This is a genomic window from Spartobacteria bacterium UBA695, from assembly GCA_002298145.1.
GTDB lineage: Bacteria > Verrucomicrobiota > Verrucomicrobiia > Chthoniobacterales > Chthoniobacteraceae > UBA695.
This window is the reverse complement of sequence record DBMP01000008.1, coordinates 116,529-135,608: the sequence shown is the minus strand read 5'-3', so window position 1 is coordinate 135,608 and position 19,080 is coordinate 116,529. Positions and strand designations below refer to the sequence as shown.

Below are 19,080 nucleotides of genomic sequence, written 5' to 3'. Positions count from 1 at the left end.
ATACATTAGCGTGAAGTTAATGAAAAGCGCGCCTACCCATCTCGGCATTCGGATGCAGGATATTGCCGAAAAAGCGGGAGTTTCCATCGGGACGGTGAGCCGCGTGTTACGAGGGAAGCCCGACGTTTCGCCGGATTTGACCGAGCTCGTCTTTGCGGTGGCCCAGAAAATGGGCTACCGGCGGCCGCTGCGGAACCGGGCGGGCGGGACAGCGAAAGTCGCCGAGGCCCTTACCTTCGCGTACCTGGTCGATGTCGGCGCGAACCGGGACTGGACCCACGAAGCCTTTTTCCAGCGGTTCGCGGCGGGCATCCAAAAACAGACCAGCACAGTCAACGGGCACCTGCTTTTTGCCTCTTGCCGCCAGGATATCGAGCGCGACGTGCTCCCCTCGCTGGTGACTAATGGCATCGCCAATGGCGTGATTGTTAAGACCTACGACCAAGGGCCGTGGCTTAAGAAACTCCAGATGCGGCTGCCCACGGTCGTCTTGATGAATAAACCGGATGATCGGGCGGTTTCATCCGTGACGTGCGACAACTATTCGGGCTCCTACCAGGCCGTGAAGCATTTGGTGGAGCTGGGGCATCGACGCATCGGCTTTTTGAGCATTGAGAACGGGAACGTCCCCGAGGATTCGTCTGATAATGGGATCAACGCCCATCACGCCGAGCGCGAGGAAGCTTTTTTAAAGCATATCCGCCTTTTTGGGTGCGAGGAGAACCCGGCTTACGTTCAAGTTCCGTTGCGGGACTGGGCGAAAGAGTCCAATGAGGAGGTCATTGGCCGCGCTCTGGACGCTTTTCTCGCTCTGGGCGCGAAGCGGCCCACGGCGATCATCGCGGCCACTGAAATTTACGCGAAGGTTTTTTCGGCCGTCGCCAAGCAGCGTAATTTACTGGTTCCAAGGGACTTCAGCTTGATCACCTACCAGCACGATGGGCTCCATACCGATGCGCCGCTTATTTCGTGCCTCGAACTCCGGGGGGAGGACATGGGGGCCATGGCGGTCAGCGTCCTGATCGAACAGATCAAAAACCCGCTTGCTCCGCCGGTTCAGATTGCGGTGGGAATGAAGTATTTGCAGGGCCAGTCGTGCGCCCCCGTTTCCGTCTAACGTTTCTTTTTTAATTCCGCCCCCCTTTTTTTCCCAACGAGTGGATTTCCTCCAGTCGTGCCCTCCCATGCCCTGAATTGCGGTTGACATCCGTCTGTTATTTGTTATTTCATGTAATAATATGAAACGCAACGGAGCCTTTACTCTCGTGGAGATGATGGTTGCGATGGTGTTGATCGCTTTACTCTCGGTCCTATCGCGACCGGCTGTTTCCGCGTTATCGGGAGCGGGAACTGTTAACCGGGCCATTGGCGACCTCTCCGGTGCGCTGGATCTGGCGCGAGCCTATGCCATGGCTCAGAGCACCTATGTGCGGGTCGGTTTCAGCTATGTGCCCGCGGCGGAGGGAGCGCAGACGGTGGTGCTCACGCTTTATTCCCGCGACGGTACGCTCGATGCCTCGGACGCGGAGGGGATGGCTTCGGCGGCCTGGATGCCCGCTGCGAAACCGCTTTTGCTCCGAAACCTTTGCGTGAACGACGCGCTGGGGGCGGTGAACGACGCCACGCCGAGCGCCACCACGATTCCCGCGTTTGTTCGCAGCGTGCCGGGCGTGGGGAGCGTCTCGTTTACTTCGTGCATCCAGTTTGATCCCTCCGGCGAGGCCCGGGTGCAACTCTCTGGCGTTTCCCGGTTCATTAAAATCGGCATGAAACGCTCGCTCGGCTCGAACAACGATGCGAACCCCTTCGTGGTCCGGCTCGCGGGAGTAAGCGGGGCGATTACAATCCTGCGCAAGGAAAACCTATGAACCGGAGGCGCGGAGGGTTCAGTTTGATCGAAGTGGTCATCGCCCTTGGCGTGGTGAGCTATGCCCTGCTTCTCATCGTGGCGCTGGTGCCCCACGGGGTGAAGACCAACAAGGCTTCGGCCCTCGAAACGCGCGCGACGTGCATTCTCTCGCTGCTGGAAGCCGATTTGCGCAATTCCCATCCGCTGGTCAACGAGGGGAAGTCGAAATATTTCGGCTTGCAGCTGCCGTATTCGCTGAATGCGGCGAAGCGGGTGATCGTCAACCCTGCGCTTTCTGAAAACACGCTTTCTGACGCGAATTCCACAGGCGTGGACGACAGCGAGACGCCCGTTGCCGCCAGTGCGGCAAGTCGGCCGCCGTTTCAAGTCGCCGTGGTGTACACGCGGTTGCCGGGGGCGACGAGTTCGCCGGTCGAAGCCCGCTTGGTCGTCCGCTGGCCTTATGTGGGAACGTCCAGTGTCTCCAGCCTCAGCTCGGCCACGACGGAGGGCGGTTATGTGGAAAGCTTTGTCGCCTTCCCCGCGCCATGAGTCGTTCCATTCGCTGATTTTTCCTTAATGCCATGCGCCTCCCCCGCCGCTGCACGATCGCTGCCCCATCGCCCTTTCCGGTCATTTACGGAAGGTCCGCTGGCTTTACCCTGGTGGAGATTCTCTCCTCCGTGGTGGTGTTGATTTTGATTGTGGGGGTGATCTCGCAAGTCGCCTCAATGACGATCCGCGCCACGCGAATGAGCAACCAGGCGCTGGATGCCGCGTCGCAGGCGCGCCTGGTGTTTGGGCGGATTGGCGCGGATGTTGCCGGGGCCGTGAAGCGGACCGATGCTCCGTGGGATTTGCAGAACCCAGGGAAGGAAGGGCTCTATTTGCGGTTTCTCTCCGCCGTGCCATCGGAGGATGGGACGGCCGGGGCCTCTGCCAACCGGGGCTTTTCGCTGGTGGCCTACCAGATCGCCGCCCATGCCGACAACCATGGTCGCGCTTGCCTGGTGAGGGCAGGGAAGTCGGTGGCACGGAATATGAGTGGATATTTAGGACTCGACGGGGCGGGGCTCCCCGTCCGGTTCACTTCCACGGGGTTTCCCTCGGGGCTTCTGCCCGCATCTGGTGATTACGACATTCTTTCGCCGGGCGTTATTCGGATGGTGGTGGGTTACCAGCTTTACCCGGACAATCTCCAGGCCACTCTTCAGGACGGCACGGTGGTCCCCAATGCCCGTGGGCAGGTGGTGTACAGTCCGCCGGTGCGGTCAGTCACTCCGTTCGGTGGTGGTACCGCCTCGGTCTATCCCGATTTGACCCGCATTAGCGCCGTGGTGATTGGGCTGGTGGTGATGGATGCCGACAATCTCAAGCTCATGAATGCCGGGCAGGTGACGGCGCTGGCCGGAGCGTTTGCCGACCCTACTGGGAACACGCTTCCGGTGGCGGTGTGGAACGCCGTGGCGAATAACCCCTCGGCTTTGCCAGCCGCTGTCCCTTGGCCCGCGAGGCAGGCGGTACGGGTCTTTCAGTGTGCCTTCCCCCTAACTCCTCTTAATTTTAAACCATGAAGTGCCTTCCCCCACGCCTCCCCGAGCGGGGCATCGCGCTGGTGATTACGCTGAGCGCCATTATTCTGCTTTCGGCGCTGATCCTGGCGTTTTTTTCCAATGCCACGCTCCACCGGCAGATTTCGTTTTCCGGTGTCAACCAGACCCGGGCCGATCAAGTGGCCCGGGCAGGATTGGAGATCGTGGTAGGCGGGCTGCGCGATGAAGTGACCGATCCCGCCTATTCCTCGATCACCACTGGAAGCGGGGTGTTCTCCTCCGCCTATACCCCACGCGACACGACTAGCGTGTTGCCCCGGAAGGTGGGGGTGTCGGGGGCCACTTGCCTAGTCAAACTATCGGGGGCCAATAGTGTCATTGATCCGGGAACGAACCAGCGGAAGTTGGGTTCATCCATCTCCATCGACACCGCGAGCCGCAATGGGCGGGGGGTGACTGCGTCCCGCTGGTTTGGGACGGGCGGGCCGGGCCTCGGCTCCTACGATACGCTGCCCACCTGGGTTTACGTGACGCGCACCGGGGTGCAGACGCCGCCGATCGAGGAGGCGGCCACGCCTTCCGCAAACGGCTATGTGGTGGGGCGGTTTGCCTATGCGGTTTATGAGACCGACGGCCTCCTGGATGCCAATGTGGCGGGCTATCCCTCGGCCGCCTCTGCCGTGGCCCCGTGGAAGGCGTCGCTGGGGGCGGCGGATTTGAGCGCGCTGGGGCTTCCTTCGGCGTTGCCCGAATGGCGCAACTTGGTGACCGGCGGCGACGCGGCGACGTTTCAGGAATGGTCCTCCGGCCTGCGCCGTACCTCGGGCAGCACCAGCGTGCCGGGGCTGGCCTCGGCTGCTTCGGGGCACCTCGAAACCGCGCTGGGCGACAACGTATTTCTCTCCCGGCACGATCTGCTGCAAACGGCGCAGAAAGGGCTCGCTGGGTTGGAGAGCACCCAGACTCCGCTGGTGGCTCATTTTTCGCGCACCTTCAACGGGCCGTCATGGAGTCCGTCCACGGTGAGCACCGCCAATCCCAATCCCTGCACGTTCTTTTTTTCCACCGACACCGCACTGACTCATTATGACGACCTGGGGGTGGCTCACAGCGGCACCATTCCACAAGGCTCCGTGTTGTTGCGGCGGCGTTTTTCATTGGCAAAGGTGAGCTGGATTACTTCGGCGGGACCGGCCTCAGGCATTTCTGACGCAGCCATCCAGGCCTGCTTCGGGCTGAAGTGGAACTCTCCGAGCTGGGATTACGTGGGGGCCAGCGGAACGGCCCGGCTGAGCTCCATTGCCACGCTGGATCAAGTGGCGGCACAGAACCGGGAGCCGAATTTCTTTGAACTGCTTAAGGCGGGGATTTCTGCCGGATCGCTGGGGCGCTCCAATGATAACAAGACCTTCCGCCAGGATGCCTCCGGGTCATGGGACAACACGCTGGACCAGAGCAAGGACCAGCAGGTTTTTCAAATAGGATCCAATATTATTGATTGCGCGGGGAGCGATAATTTCCCCACGACCATTGCCTACGCGGTGGGCGCCACGACGCTTACGGTTCACGGCGTGAAGGATCTGCCCTACCTGTATGGGGCGCTGATCACGCAACTGACCAATATTGCCTATGTGGATGCCACTTACGACCAGATGAAATCGTGCGCGCTGGTGATGGTACCATTCCTTTTTAATCCTCACGCTAGCGGCGGGGTAAGCGCGACTTCGGGGCCATCCAAGGTGCGCATCCGTATTGCCGCCGGGACGGTGAAAGATGTCTGGATGTCCCAAGCCGGAACCAATGCCTCGGCACCGCTGGCCCGGTTTGGTGCGAATAAGGATCTGTCCACATGCCCATCGATCGAAGTTTCATCGACCAGCGCCGAGCTTTACCGCGCGGCGATGAAACCAGTCCAGGGGGGAGCGGCTACATCGAGCACGACGCTCCTGCAAAACTTGTTGGGCTCGACGTACACCGCCGACACCGTGAATCACGGCTTTGTCTATTACGTCTACACCGACCTGCCGAAGAATTATAACAAGCCAGCGGGCACCGCGGCGAACCCCTCTACGACGATCCGTACCAATTGCAGCGACCTCATGATGGTCCTGGAATACCTGGACGCCTCGGGAAATTGGCGCGTCTACGACACGCTGGCCGGTTACGATGCGTTGACGGGAGCGGGCTCGGGAATCGGCGGATCGAGTATCGATTTTGGGCCAACTATTTTGCCTCTTCCCTCCGGATCGAGTGTCCGTACAGGGATCAGCAATTCAAACGCGCTCTTTAAGTTCGACCCTCGAACGGCACGCTTTGGTTTGGCTTTGTCGAGCAACTGCGGGCCGGGCGTCACGGCTCCGGTTTCCGGTGGCGGAGGGGCATCCTGGCAGTCGCTCTATTCAAAGATCCCCTTCGGCTCCGGCTTACTGACGCAGACCACAGCGACCAGCGGCTGTTTCCCCGGGGGATGGCTGCTGGGCGGTACCAACCAGTGGAGCGACAACGTTCAGAACCTGAACGTGGCCGACCCCGATGGCACTGTGCGGCCTGCCGATGGCTGGCTGGGTGGTAGCGCCAATCTGTTCGCCTCAATGAGCGACGGCACCCGCCGCCCGGTGATCCTGCACCGGCCCTACGCATCGGTGGCCGAGCTGGGGTATGTGTTTCGCGGTTCGCCGTGGAAGACGCTGAACTTTATCGACGGCAGCAGCGCGGACGGGGCGCTGCTCGATTTCTTCTCGGTTTCCGACGAGCCGGAGGTGTTGGCGGGCCGGGTCAATTTGAATAGTTCGCTGGTGGCTGTGCAGAAGGCTCTCCTCTCCGGCGTCGGGCAGGCGAGTACGGGGACGGCCACGCTTGGGGACTCGCTTGCGGGCGGGATCGCGTCGGCCTACCAGACCTTCGCCGGAGCATCGGGGACAATCACCTCGACGCTGCCCAAAAACGTTGCCGAGCTTCCATCGTTCATGAGTTCTACGATGCTCGGCTCCGCGTATCCCGCCTCCAGTTATCCTATCAAGTATTACCGAGAATCGGTGGCTCGCTCACTCACGGCGGGCACCCAGACGCGGACGTGGAATTTCCTGATCGACGTGGTGGGGCAGGTGGGCCGCTTCCCGGCGGGGAAAACTCCGGCTTCGCTGGCTGACTTCGTGGTGGAGGGGGAGCGGCGGTATTGGCTCTCCGTGGCCGTGGACCGCTACACCGGCAAGGTCATCGATCAACAACTGGAGCCCGTCAATGAATAGGATCATCTTTTACCTCGCCGCGCTCGGCTGCGCTCTCCTTCCCGCCTCGCTTTTTGCCCAGCAGGCAGCGCCCAGGATGCCGCTGCCGGAGCCGCCGCTGGTGGCCGCGCCCCAGCCGGGCTGCCAGTGGACGCTGTCGGTGCAATTTCCTCCCGGGGTGGGGAATGCGGCGCATCCCGTTTCGGCCAGCTACCGGTGCACCCGCGAGGCGCTCTGGGTGGACGTGGCGTGGTCCACCGGAACCTTCCGGGAGGGTTATGTAAAAGGGGAACGCGTTATTTTTCGAAACCAAGCGGGCTATTCTTCCAGCGCGGCCGATGAGGCGGATTCAGGCCTGCCGCTTTTCTGCGCCGCGTTCGCCGGAACGGGGTGGGTGACTGCGGCGGATTACCAGGGCACCGAGACGGTGGAGGGCGAACTGTGCGCCCATTACCTCCGGCCCGAAACGACGAACGCCTCCGGGGAGCGCATTCCCCGCCGCATGGCGTGGATTCGCGTCCGGGATAAAACGCCGCTTCTCGTGAAATTGGGTGAGGTGACCCTCCGGTTTTCCCGCCTCGAAAAAGGAGCGGAGAGCCTGTCCGTTCCCCCGGAAGTCGAGGCGCTTCTGGTTCAGGCACAGCGTCAGCAGGAGTCGCTGAGGCTTCTCCGTGAAATTAACCGTAACGCGAAATAGTTTTCGCTGTTATTTCTTAATTCATGGAATAAGATGCGTGTGTTGGCTTGAAATTTAATCTAAATTCATCGTGCCCGGTTGCGAAAGCCCTTCCGGGTAACAAGACATGCAAAAGCACATCACCATCGCAATTTGTACCCTCCTGGCAGGCCTGGGGCTAAGCCATCTCTCGGCATTGCCAGCCCAGGACCCCGGCCTGAACTGCAAGGAAGACGGAGGCCCCGGGGTTTATTCGAGCGGGGAGGGGAGGGCCGAGGCCTCGCTGGTGACGGCGGAGATTGCGAAAAAATTTCCGTTGGCCCAGCAATCGTTCATTCATGTCTTGGGCGGCGGGGTGCGCGGCTTCGGAATGCTGGCCGAGTATCGGGCCAAAGCTCCGACGCAAGTCGTCGTGGCCCGGCGGACCAAGCCTTCCGCGGGCGAACCGTTCACCCCCGTGGCGCTGGCCCGGGTTTTTGATCCGAGCGGCGATCTCGCGGCGGTGGTCGATTTCACCAGCCAGCCGGAGGGAACCGAGGTGCGGGTGATTGACCTTCCACAGGGAAAGACGGGCATCTGGCGGGTGTCGTTCTCGGGCGGGCGCAGAGGCGACCTTGTGGAAATCCGCCTCCCGCAAACCAATGTATGGGGAGTGAGGGGCGAGATGGCGCTGATGGTTTCCAAGGGGACGCCCAACCCGGCTTATCTCTGGATTCCGCCCACGTCGCTGAAGCTCATGATGGGGATCGAAAGCGGGCGCTACGAAGGCATTGTGATCGAACGGGAACACGGCGGCGCGCTTTCCGGGCCGCCCGTGCCGGACCCGGCCAACCGCACCACCTCGGTAAGGATCGACCCGATTCCGGCGGAAACTGTTTGCCGGGTCGTGTTCCCGGAAAAGTTCAACGGTGCGATCGACTTCGAAGGCGCGCCGGGCCTCCTCTGCCCGACGCCGGAAGCGGCCCGGAAGCTCGCGGGCGGCACCGTCAAATGCGGTGACCTCTATGTGAGCGGCCCGCTCCAGGCCCGTGCGCGGAACTGGATGGTGGCTTGCGCGGCAAAGCTTGAACGGCATCCGGATCTCCACTGGCCGCAAGTGCCCGGCGATGATGCCGCCGTCAGCCCCGTCGACGTGCTTCCCTATGGCAAGTACGGCGGGCTCAACGGACTGCAATCTGAAATCGAGAGCCACAACGCGAATCTCGATCCGTCCAAGACGTACTTCGGCGTCCAGATGCCGGAGGAAATGAAACCGGGCGAGGAAACAGAGGCCTGTTCGTGGTATCACTTCCTGCATCCCACGGGGGGCAAAATCTCGCTGCACGAGGCGGCCAACTATGCCGCGCTCTACACGCTCAAGTCGCCATGGAACCCGGCCTACCGCAATGATCATATTTTGCAGCGCGCCATGCTCTCCGGGCTTTATCAATTCGCCGCCATGCAGGGGGACGACCTCATGCGGGATACCCATATCTTCGGCGTTCGCTACCCGATCACCCACACCTTCTTTGTCTACCCGTCGCTGGCCGAGGCCTACGGGATGTTGAAAGGCCACCTCCCGCCCGAGGTCGAGGCTATTTGGCGCACGGGACTCATCGCTGTCGGCGATAAAGCGGCCGATCATGTCGCCTACGAATCCAACCAATGGGCCGGGATGATGGAAGGGCACATTGCCACCTACGCGGCCACGGGGGAACGGCGTTTCCTCGCCCGGTTCGAGGACCAAATGCGGGCGTATATTGAAAACCGCTTTGGCCCGCAATCGAAGCTCGGCTTGCATCCCACGGGATTCTTTCTGGAGGATAACGGCCCTGACGGGAACTACGAGCGGCTCAATCTCTATAGCCTTGTTTCCGCCTTTAATACCTACAAAAAGCTCCCCGAGGCCAACCCTGAACTGCTTGCCAGCATGCGCCGGGGCATTGAGCGGAATCTAGAATTCAAGAGCTTCTTCTGGCTTCCACAACCCGACGGTTCGCTCCAGTCGCCCACGGCGATGAATTGCCGGACACAGGGGCTTATCTGCGACCCCGCCTATCCGGGCGACATCATGTCGATGGATGAATTTCCGCTCGGCGCGGCCCGCTATCGCTTAAGCGCGGAGCCCAAGAACGGCATCGGGAACGCCTGGACGCTCTCGTACATTGCCAACACCAGCGCCTGGCAGCGCAAGACGTTGCAGGAAGGCATCCGCCGGGGGCCGTCGGCGTTCCCTTCCAGCAGCGGGAATTGGATTCCAGGAGTTGCAGATGTGCTCAATTCCCGCAAGCTGGCACAGCCTGCCCAGCTTCCGTTCGAGGCGGAGCGGGGGACGTGGTCGCTGCCCGGGCTGGAGGTTTGGAAACAGGGCGCGCTCTACGGGGTGGTATTCTACGATGTGATCGGAGCGGATCGCACCCTCAAGGGAATCACCGGCGGCGGTCTCACGGCGCTTTGGTCGCCTGGTACCGGCACCTTCCTTTCCTCGATGCAACCGGCCAAGCCGGGGCACCCGGTTGCCGACGCCTCGGAGTTGACCTTTGCCTCTCTGTTCGGCACCGACGCCCAGGGGCGCTTTTTCTACAGCGGCCACGAACGGGCCAAGCTGAACGCCATCGAAAAAGGCCGCCGCTTCGAGATTCAATCCGAAATGGAAAAACCGCTGAAGATAGCGTTTCGCTGGGGTTATGCGGTTGGCGAAAGCCAGCTGGAGCTCACTGTCAGCGCCAATGCCGGGGCGGAAGCGCCGCGTGCCGTGGCCTTGAACCTCCCGCTGCTGGTCCCTGCCGGAGCCACGGCGGAGCTAGTATCGCCCTGCTCCTTGGTATTTAACGCCGGAGGGAAGAAGGTCGCTTTCGAATGGCCGGAGCCCGCGGATGCCAAACTCGAACCGTCGGTAATATCCAATATTAAGCGGCTTGTGATTCCGCTCGACCTGATGGGGAAGCCGCTCACCGTCCGGATCCGGCTGCTGCCTTGATTTTTTTATGACCATTAAAATATGCACCATTGGCTGCGGAGGGCATTCTTCCGATGTCCACGGTCCTGCGCAGAAAAAATACGCCCAGCTTTATCCCGATGCCCGCCTGGCCGCCTGCTGCGATCTCAACGCCGCCCATGCGGAGGAATATCGCCAGCGGTTTGGGTTCGCGCGATGCTACGGGGACGCGGATGAAATGCTGGCAAAAGAACAACCGGACGCGGTGTTCATCATCGTGCCCACGGCGGCAACGCTCCAGGTGGCCTGCCCCATCTTGCGCCGGGGCATTCCCGTTATGCTTGAAAAGCCGCCGGGCCTCACCAGTGCGGAGCTGGAGGCGCTGGTCGTCGCCGCAAGCGAGGGCGGAGCGCCGCACCAAGTGGGCTTCAACCGCCGCAAAATGCCGCTGATGCGCCAAGCCATGGAAATCCTGAAACGGGCCATGCCTCCCGAAGCCGTGTTTCAGATTGACTATGAGATGATTCGATGTGATCGGAGAGACGAGGACTTTTCCACCACCGCCGTGCATGCCATCGACGCGGCACGCTTCCTGGCTCGCAGGCCGTTTAAGAGCGCCCTCCTGCGGTACCGCGCCTTTAAGGAACTGGGCCCAACGGTGACGGGCGTTGAAGCCGAGGTGAAATGTGAATCGGGCACGCGGATCGTTTTGAATATTCAGCCCGTGGCGGGGCTCAACCATGAACGGATTGCGCTCTACGCCCATAAAAAGACGCTGGCCATCGAGTTCCCCGTGATGCGCGCCGACGGCCCTGGCTTCAGCCTCGATTATTGGGAAAACGGTAAACTGCTCTCCTCCGCTCCGGCGGAAGCCGCGGTGGATTTGTTCGGGTTCTACAGCGAAACCGAAGCCTTCCTGGAAGCATTGCGAAAGGGGGCGGCGCCCGATCCTTTGCTGAGCGATTGCCGCCAGCAGGTCCGGCTGATGGAGGCGATTCGCAACCGGGAGACCCACGTTATTTGGAGCGATTCCCCCTGCCATGAATCTCCCGCCCTCACCGGTTCGGCCCGCCGCTAAAGGGGCGGCGATAAAGTGGACCGCCGGAACGCTGACCTACACAACGGCGGGCTTGGTCGCGCTATTTTGCTGGCTGCTCTGGGGGGACTTTGCCTGGTCGATGCGGGACCGCTCGGTTCCGGCGATCATCCAGATTCTTTTTAAGCGATTCGAGGCTTCCGATACGCTGGTGGGCGTTCTCACCGGCTCGCTGCCGCCCATCCTGTCCATGGTGGTCGGCCCGGTCATTAGCTATAAGTCCGACCGTCACCGGGGCCGCTGGGGCCGCCGCATTCCCTTCCTATTGATTCCGACGCCCATCATCGTGGCCTCGATGATCGGCGTCTGTTTCAGCGCTCAACTCGGCGGGCTGCTGCGGCGGGGGCTTGGGGAGCAGGCGCTGAGCGTTAACGTCTCCGTGCTCGTTTTTCTCGGGCTGTTCTGGACGCTCTTTGAGTTCGGCTGCATTACGGCCAATTCCGTTTTTGGCGCGCTGGTCAACGACGTTGTGCCAAAGCCGGTGCTGGGCCGCTTTTTCGCCATGTTCCGGGCGCTGAGCCTGATCGCGGGGATCGTGTTCAACTACTGGATGATCGCCAAGGCTGAAGTCCACTACATCGCTTTTTTCCTATGCATCGCGGCTCTTTACGGCGTGGGCTTCACCCTGATGTGCCTCAACGTGAAAGAGGGGGAATACCCGCCGCCGCCGGAACCCGCTCCCGACGCGCCAAACGGCTTTTTTGCAGCGGCCAGCGACTATTTTAGAAACTGTTTTGGCAAACCCTATTACCTGTGGTTTTTTGCCATGATGGCCAGTGCCGCCCTCGCGAACGGCCCCGTGAATGTGTTCGCGCTATTTTATGCGCAAAGCGTTGCCATGAGTATGGCCGACTATGGCAAATGCCTGGCCCTGACGTACGTGATCTCCCTCGTGCTGGCCTATCCGCTTGGTGCGCTGGCGGACCGCTTTCATCCGCTGCGGGTCAGCTTGGTTTTGCTCGGGCTCTACATTGGAGTCGGGGTTTGGGGAGGGCTTTATGCTCGCAATTCCGCCAACTTCTCCATTGCATTCGTGGCCCACGGCGTGCTTACTGGAGCTTACTTAACCGCCTCGGCCTCGATGGGGCAAAAACTGTTGCCTTCCGCGCGCTTTGCGGAACTCATGTCGGCCAGCGGCATTGTCACCTGCCTTTGCTCAGCAGCCATCGCTCCGTGCATGGGCGTCGTATTGGACCGCACGGCGCACTGTTATCACTACACCTTTTATGCTGGCAGCATTCTCGCGGTTGCCGCCGTGGCCCTTAACTGGGCGATGTATGTAAAATTTGCGGCCCTGGGAGGCGTGAAGAAATACGCGGCTCCCGAATAGTGGCACGCCTGCGGTTTGCAGCGAGGATGACGGGGAAAGGCAGCGGGATGGGCGCCGGGGTTATTGCGCCCATCCCTTAAAACCCATTGCTCTAGGATCCGCTAGAACGAGATGCTGACGTTGGCCGAGTAGGTGTTGGAGAACTTGGCATCGGGGTTGTAGCCACCCTTGTAGGAAAGGCCCATTCCGACCCGGTCGTTGAAGCGATAGTTGGCCCCGACGGAGAAGTTCACTTCCGTTTGCCCCATGCCGGGAGCCTGGACAGTGAAGTCGGTTGTTTCCTTGACCAGGTGGGCCGTGACGTCGCGCGAAGCATCGGCGAAGTCATGGTAAACCGCCAGGCGGCCTCGCAGCGTGAGGCGGCTGAGGGCTTCCCACTCGGCGTTGATGGCCAGTTCCGTCAGGAAGCTGTCTGCGTCAATGCTGTTGACCTTCAGGGCTTCGCCGACGTTCTTGTTCTTCTCGGCAAACCCGCCCATGTTCGCGTGGGAGTAGGCCAGTTTGAACTCAGGACGGACGATGTAGTTGCTGCCCTTCAGCCATGCATATTGGAGGGCGAGGGAGACCTCCTGCGAGTTGGAATCGATGCCGGTGAAGTGCGAGGTGCTCGTATTGGTGGTGCGGGTTCCGTCGGTGCTGAAGAATCCGGCGGAGACGGTGCCGATTGCCAGGAAGCTGCGGTCCGGGGTGAGGGCGACTTCACTGAAGAGGCCCCAGACCGATCCGGTCACATCCGAGCGCAGGAAGGTGGAATCGATCGTGCCGCTGTCGAAGCCGCCGAAGAACCCGAGCGAGACTCGCTTGGAGATCTGACCGCGTACGCCTGCGATGCCGGCGTTGCCGTTCAGATCGTAGTTGGCGAGATCGTCGGAGCTGTTGGCCCCAGTCGAGAAGCCGGAATACCCTCCGAAGAATTCGTACTTCCCGTCCACTAGAACCGACTCCATGTTGCGCGCGTTGTCGGAGTAGGCCCGCAGCGCCCGCAGTGCGTAATCGACGTTGCCCGCGTAGGCTTCCGGCGAGGCTTTATCAAACACGACGGAGGGATTGGAGGACTGGAGCAGCTGAACGATGAGGTTGCCGCCGTCGTACTGATCCTGCCCCACTTTCAGGTCATGCAGTATGGCCTTTTGGTTGGAGGTAAGGTGGCTGAAGGCTTTCTCAAGGTCCGCGCCGGAGCTCAGGCCGGTGAAGGTGAGGGAGCCGTTCCAGCGGGAGAAGACGGCTTGCAGGTTCAGGTCAGAGGTAATGCTGGAGAAGGTCCCCTGGATGGAGCCCGCCGCGGCATTGATGATCTGGAAGCTATCCCCCTTCTGTGGCGCGAAGCTGTTGTACTGCTTGATCTCCAGCACGCTGGATTGCGCGTTGAGCTGCGTGACGCCGCTGACGACCACTTGGTCGTTCCCGTTGGGGTTGACCCCGGCGCCCGCGGTACCGCCGATCTCGATCTGGAGGATGGCGTTTTCCGTGTAGTTGCCGGAGATGGTCAGGATGCCCGGGGAATTGCCGGGAGCCAGGATGCCGTTGTTGGTCACGTTTCCGTTGACGGTGCCGGAGCCCTTCAGGGTCCCGTTCGGATTAACTACCGTCTGGCTGGTGAGCAATCCGTTAACGATCAATGTACCGCTTTCGACGGTGGTGCCTGCGTTGTACTCGTTGGTACCGGAGAGGGTGAGCGCTCCGGAGCCGGATTTCACCAGCGAGCCCACGCTGACCAAATGGCCGGCGTAGTCGCCGCCGTTGGTGACGTGGAGCACGTAGTTGTTTTCCTCGTAGGCATTGCCCGCGCCTGTCAGGTTCAGGATCGTCTGGTCGCCTCCGGCGAGGATCATTTTTGCGTCGAGAGAGATGTCGACCGTGGCGTTGTGCGAGAGGATGTCCGCCGCGCCGAGGGTCAGGATGCCCGACTGGATGTAGATCGTGTTGGCCCCGAGCGTGGCGTTGGCGGTCACGGCTCCATTGGAGTAGATGGTGCCGGTGCCGAGCTTGGCGTTGACGACTGCGCCGTCGTTGAGGTTGTACTGCGTGGCGGTCAACGTGGCCGTGCCGGAGATGAGGCCGTTGGTGTTCAGCGTCTGGATCGTGTTGTTGTTGTTCACGATGAGCGCGCCGGTTCCTGAGACGGTGACGGTGGCCTGGGTCGAGAGGTTGGCGTACCCCCCGGCCGAAGCTTCGAGGGCTACGGAGCCGGTCTTAATCTGCCAGGAGAGCACGGAGGAAGTGCCGCTGAAGACGAATTCGCCCGTGCCTTCTTTGATGAGGGCTGCATTGGTGCTGCCGGTGATGACGCCGGAGTAGGCCGTGTTGGCCGCCGCGCCGAAGGTGAGCTGCCGGTCCCCGAGGGCGACCAGGCCTGAGCCGCTCAGCGAGCCTACGGTGAAGTCGTGGGTCTTGGCGGTGACGTCGAAGGTGCCGTTAACCTCCAGCGCGCCGCCGGAGTAGAGGCTGCCGTTGCCGGAGAGCGCCAGCGTGCCGCCTTCGTCGATGATGGTGCCGCCGGTGTAGGTGTTCGAGCCGGTGAGGGTCAGCGTGCCGGAGCCGCGCTTGAGCAGGCTGCCGCCGGTGCCCCCTGCGATGCCGCCATCGGCAATGGTGCCCGAGAAGGTGCTGTTGCCGAGGTTCAGCGAGAGCTGGTTGGCGCCGAGGTTTACAAGCCCCGAGCCGCTTAGGTCGCCGATGGTCTGGTTGTGCGCCTGGGAAATATCGAAGACGCCGTTGGCCGTGACCGCGCCGTTGCTGTAGAGCTGGCCGTTGTTTTTCAGGGCGATGGTGCCGCCAGTGTTAATGACGGTGCCGCCGGTGTAGGTGCTCGTGCCGGTGAGGGTGAGCGTGCCGGAGCCGCGCTTGACGAGGCTGCCGCCGGTGCCCCCGCCGATGCCGCCATCGTTGATGCTCCCGGAGAAGGTGCTATTGCCGAGGTTCAGCGTGAGCTGCTTTGAGCCAAGATTGACTTCACCGGAACCGCTCAGGTCGCCGATGGTTTGGTTGGTCCCCTGCGAGATGTCGAAGACGCCGTTGGACTCGACCGCGCCGTTGCTGTAGAGCTTGGCGCTGTTCTGCAGGGCGAGCGTGCCACCCGCGTCAATGATAGTGCCGCCGGTGTAGGTGCCCGTGCCGGTGAGGGTCAGGGTGCCGGAGCCGCGCTTGGTGAGGCTGCCGCCCGTGCCGCCGCCGATACCGCCATCGGCGATCAAGCCCGAGAAGGTGCTGTCGCCATTGTTGAGCGTCAGGCGGTTGCTGCCGAGGGCGACCGTGCCGGAGCCGCTCAGGTCGCCGATGGTCTGGCTGAGGCCCTGGGAAATATCGAAGGTGCCGTTGGCCTGCACGGTGCCGTTGGAATACAACGTGCCGTTGGCCTTCATGGCAATCGTGCCGCCCGCATCAATGATGGTGCCGCCGGTGTAGGTGTTCGTGCCAGTGAGGGTCAAGGTGCCGGAGCTGCGCTTGGTGAGGCTGCCGCCCGTGCCGCCGCCAATACCGCCATCGGTGATGGCCCCGGAGAAGAGGCTGTTGCCGATATTGAGCGTTAGGCGGTTGCTGCCGAGGGCGACCGTGCCGGAGCCGCTCAGGTCGCCGATGGTCTGGCTGATGCCCTGGGAAATATCGAAGGTGCCGTTGGCTTGGACGGTGCCGTTGGAATACAACGTGCCGTTGGCCTTCATGGCAATCGTGCCGCCCGCATCAATGATGGTGCCACCGGTGTAGGTGTTCGTGCCAGTGAGGGTCAAGGTGCCGGAGCTGCGCTTGGTAACGCTACCGCCCGTGCCGCCGCCGATACCGCCATCGGTGATGGCCCCGGAGAAGAGACTGTTGCCGATATTGAGCGTTAGGCGGTTGCTGCCGAGGGCGACCGTACCGGAGCCGCTCAGGTCGCCGATGGTTTGGCTGATGCCCTGGGAAATATCGAAGGTGCCGTTGGCCTGGACGGCTCCGTTGGAATACAACGTGCCGTTGGCCTTCATGGCAATCGTGCCGCCTGCGTCGATGATGGTGCCGCCGGTGTAAGTGTTCGTACCGGTGAGGGTCAAGGTGCCGGAGTCGCGCTTGGTCACGCTGCCGCCGGTGCCCCCGGCAAGGCCACCGTCATTGATGGAGCCTGAGAAGGTGCTGTCGCCGGTGTTGAGGGTCAGGCGATTGCTACCGAGGTTGACCACGCCGGGGCCGCTGAGGTCGCCGATGGTCTGATCTTTCGCCATGGAAATATCGAAGGTTCCGGTGACGGCCACGGCTCCGTTTGCATTGAGCTTGGCGCTGCCGGAGAGGGCCAGAATGCCCGCGTTGATCGTGGTCCCGCCGTCATAGGTATTGACGTTGGTCAGGATCAGGATGCCGGTATGGGTGGCGTCGTTGACGGTCAGCGCGCCGTTGGAAAGGACGCCGGTAAGGATGGCGGTGTCCGAATTGTCCCCATTGGCCGCAACGAGGATCGAGCGGTTGCCCCCGTTGAGGTTGATGTTGTTGACGAACGTGACCGAATCGGTCGCGGAGGTGGAGCCGAAGAGCAACGAATTACCGGTGGGCACAAAGCTGTTGGTATCCCAAGTAAGCGTGATGCCGCCGTTGAGGCGCACGGTCAGCCCGCCGTCGACCGCCGCGAAGCCGCCGTCGCCGGTCCACTGAACTTTCCACGCGGCGGTGCCCACGTAGCGGTCAAACATGCCGCTGGTCTGGAAAACGCCGCCCGCGAAGTTGAGGTTGCTATTGGTGTAGAGGCCCACGCCGTCCCATGCCTGCAAGACACCGCCGTTGACGTTGGTCACACCGCTGTAGGTGTTGGCCCCGTTGAAAATGACCAGGCCGCTGTTGATATTAATGGATGCCCCCTTGCCGTCGGCGATGGAGGAGGAGGAAATGCTGGCCTTGCTGTCGTCGGCGATCGTGCCGTTAAAGGTAATAACGCCGTTGCCCGCGTTCAGGTTCACAGTGGAGCCTTTCATCATGAAAAGGTCCGTGCCCACGCCTTCGCCGGAATCCCCGCCGTTCTCGCTGCCGCCGCCGAGCGCGTGCCCCTGGGAGAACGTGGCGTTGCCGTTGATGTTGAGCGTGCCGCCGGAGGCGACGAAAATCGAGCCGCCGTAACCGGAGCCGCCGTTGCCGCCCGTGCCGTTGTCAGAGCCGTCGGCGGTGCTGCCGTTGCCCGCGCCGAATCCGCCTGTGCCGCCGCTGCCGCCTGAGCCGTCTGCGCCCGCATTGGTGGCATCATTGCCGTCGGAGCCCGCGCTGCCGCCGTTGCCGCCCGTGCCGCCGCCCGCGCCAAAACCGCCGTTACCGCCCGTGCCGCCGTTACCGCCTGTGCCGCCAATGGCATTCGAGGCGGAAACGGCGTCGCCGCCGTTGCCACCTGCGCCACCCTGGCCACCGCCGTAACCGAAGCTGCCATTGCCGCCATTGCCGCCCGCGCCGCCGTTGCCGCCCATGCCGGCCACCCCTGCTGCAAGGGAGGTCACGTTCAGCGCCAGCGTATAAGCGGCGTCGGCGGCGATCTTGAGTGCATCAGCGGTAGTGGTCTCCGCGGTGGCTTCGGCAGCCATGGTGTAATATTGCGTAGCCAGCGCAGTATAAACCGGAGCCAAGCCTGCCGTGGTCACTCCGGTAGTCGCAGCCGAGGCCTGGAGGGTGAACTGTCCCGCAATGGCCGTATACTCTGCGGCAAGCGTCGTGTTGGACGCGAGCGTCGCCGCGTCATAGACTGAATCCGCTATTGACTTTACAACATCCGCCGTCGTGATGACGCCGCCAGAACCGTTGCCGCCCGAACCGCCTGTGCCGCCAACGCCCGACGTTGCGTTGGCTCCTGAGGAACCGTTGTAACCGCTTCCGCCGTTTCCGCCGTTGACAACGGCGCTGTCGGAAATCGCGTTTGCACCAGCGGTTCCGTTAGCTCCCGTCGTTCCCGCATTGAAGCGGTTATTGAGAGATCCGCCGACCGTTCCCACCCCGCCCGTGCCGCCCACGACGCCGTTGTCGCTATAGCTCACGTTCGTCAGCGTCGCCGTGGCACCGCTGTTGACATAAACCGCGCCGCCCAAGGCCGCGCCACCGCCACTTCCCGTGCCGCCGGTGGTCACAAAATTCGTCAGCGTCACATTGGAGAGGCTCAGGTTCCCCGACTGCACAAAATATCCCGAGTAGCCGTTCCCGTTCACAATGGATCCACCCCCGTCATAGCTCAAGCTGGTGGTCACCAGGGGCGCATTGCTGCTCAAACTCACGATAGTTTCCGCCTGGGCTGCGGGGACGACCATGGCGGCCGCCCACAAAGTTTGAATTACCCAAAGCCCGACACCGTTTTTGACGAATTTGATCATAGGTTGTTTTTCTGTTGGCTACCCTGCTGAACATCAGGCGGGCTTTGGGGGGGCATTCCCGTGACGTTTTCTGAACTGCAATTCTGACTTAGTCCGTCAGGCTACTGGGTATGATAAGCCAACA

The 19,080-nt window shown here is 61.9% G+C and carries 10 protein-coding genes; 9 read left to right on the top strand and 1 reads right to left on the bottom strand.

All coding sequences use genetic code 11. The annotated features are described in order from the left end of the window. The first annotated feature begins 19 nt into the window (after positions 1-19). The 9 genes from B2828_RS04390 (at position 20) to B2828_RS04350 (ending at position 12,648) form a co-directional block, all read left to right on the top strand. Positions 20-1,117, top strand: coding sequence for a LacI family DNA-binding transcriptional regulator (locus tag B2828_RS04390; protein WP_479632476.1), 1,098 nt, complete (start codon positions 20-22; stop codon positions 1,115-1,117). Between the two features lie 121 nt (positions 1,118-1,238). Then, complete coding sequence (locus B2828_RS04385) at positions 1,239-1,868, top strand: pilus assembly FimT family protein (RefSeq protein ID WP_479632475.1); 630 nt, start codon at positions 1,239-1,241, stop codon at positions 1,866-1,868. Continuing rightward, on the top strand, positions 1,865-2,401 hold the full coding sequence (locus tag B2828_RS04380; RefSeq protein WP_479632474.1) for a hypothetical protein: 537 nt from the start codon (positions 1,865-1,867) through the stop codon (positions 2,399-2,401). The genes B2828_RS04385 and B2828_RS04380 overlap by 4 nt, the downstream gene beginning before the upstream one ends. 32 nt (positions 2,402-2,433) lie before the next feature. Next, complete coding sequence (locus tag B2828_RS04375; protein ID WP_479632473.1) at positions 2,434-3,423, top strand: PulJ/GspJ family protein; 990 nt, start codon at positions 2,434-2,436, stop codon at positions 3,421-3,423. After that, on the top strand, positions 3,420-6,650 hold the full coding sequence (locus tag B2828_RS04370) for a hypothetical protein (protein ID WP_479632472.1): 3,231 nt from the start codon (positions 3,420-3,422) through the stop codon (positions 6,648-6,650). Before B2828_RS04375 ends, B2828_RS04370 begins: the two co-directional genes overlap by 4 nt. Continuing rightward, a complete protein-coding gene (locus B2828_RS04365; protein ID WP_479632471.1) occupies positions 6,643-7,326 on the top strand; it encodes a hypothetical protein in 684 nt (227 codons plus the stop codon). Before B2828_RS04370 ends, B2828_RS04365 begins: the two co-directional genes overlap by 8 nt. A gap of 106 nt (positions 7,327-7,432) precedes the next feature. Next, positions 7,433-10,264, top strand: a complete 2,832-nt coding sequence (locus B2828_RS04360; RefSeq protein WP_479632470.1) for a hypothetical protein — start codon at positions 7,433-7,435, stop codon at positions 10,262-10,264. Positions 10,265-10,271: 7 nt separating this feature from the next. Next, positions 10,272-11,300 carry a Gfo/Idh/MocA family protein gene (locus B2828_RS04355; protein ID WP_479632469.1) on the top strand — a complete coding sequence of 343 codons (1,029 nt, stop codon included), beginning with the start codon at positions 10,272-10,274 and terminating at the stop codon, positions 11,298-11,300. After that, on the top strand, positions 11,263-12,648 hold the full coding sequence (locus tag B2828_RS04350; RefSeq protein WP_479632468.1) for an MFS transporter: 1,386 nt from the start codon (positions 11,263-11,265) through the stop codon (positions 12,646-12,648). Before B2828_RS04355 ends, B2828_RS04350 begins: the two co-directional genes overlap by 38 nt. Before the next feature lie 101 nt (positions 12,649-12,749). On the opposite strand, the gene B2828_RS04345 is transcribed toward B2828_RS04350, so the two are convergent. Further along, positions 12,750-18,956 (bottom strand): autotransporter-associated beta strand repeat-containing protein, encoded by a 6,207-nt coding sequence (locus tag B2828_RS04345; protein WP_479632467.1) that lies wholly within the window; start codon positions 18,954-18,956, stop codon positions 12,750-12,752. Positions 18,957-19,080: the final 124 nt, after the last annotated feature.

Bases quoted from the DNA above. Each gene is read 5' to 3' on its own strand.
- B2828_RS04390 (WP_479632476.1), top strand. From the start codon at position 20: ATGAAAAGCGCGCCTACCCATCTCGGCATTCGGATGCAGGATATTGCC.
- B2828_RS04385 (WP_479632475.1), top strand. From the start codon at position 1,239: ATGAAACGCAACGGAGCCTTTACTCTCGTGGAGATGATGGTTGCGATG.
- B2828_RS04380 (WP_479632474.1), top strand. From the start codon at position 1,865: ATGAACCGGAGGCGCGGAGGGTTCAGTTTGATCGAAGTGGTCATCGCC.
- B2828_RS04375 (WP_479632473.1), top strand. From the start codon at position 2,434: ATGCGCCTCCCCCGCCGCTGCACGATCGCTGCCCCATCGCCCTTTCCG.
- B2828_RS04370 (WP_479632472.1), top strand. From the start codon at position 3,420: ATGAAGTGCCTTCCCCCACGCCTCCCCGAGCGGGGCATCGCGCTGGTG.
- B2828_RS04365 (WP_479632471.1), top strand. From the start codon at position 6,643: ATGAATAGGATCATCTTTTACCTCGCCGCGCTCGGCTGCGCTCTCCTT.
- B2828_RS04360 (WP_479632470.1), top strand. From the start codon at position 7,433: ATGCAAAAGCACATCACCATCGCAATTTGTACCCTCCTGGCAGGCCTG.
- B2828_RS04355 (WP_479632469.1), top strand. From the start codon at position 10,272: ATGACCATTAAAATATGCACCATTGGCTGCGGAGGGCATTCTTCCGAT.
- B2828_RS04350 (WP_479632468.1), top strand. From the start codon at position 11,263: ATGAATCTCCCGCCCTCACCGGTTCGGCCCGCCGCTAAAGGGGCGGCG.
- B2828_RS04345 (WP_479632467.1), bottom strand. From the start codon at position 18,956: ATGATCAAATTCGTCAAAAACGGTGTCGGGCTTTGGGTAATTCAAACT.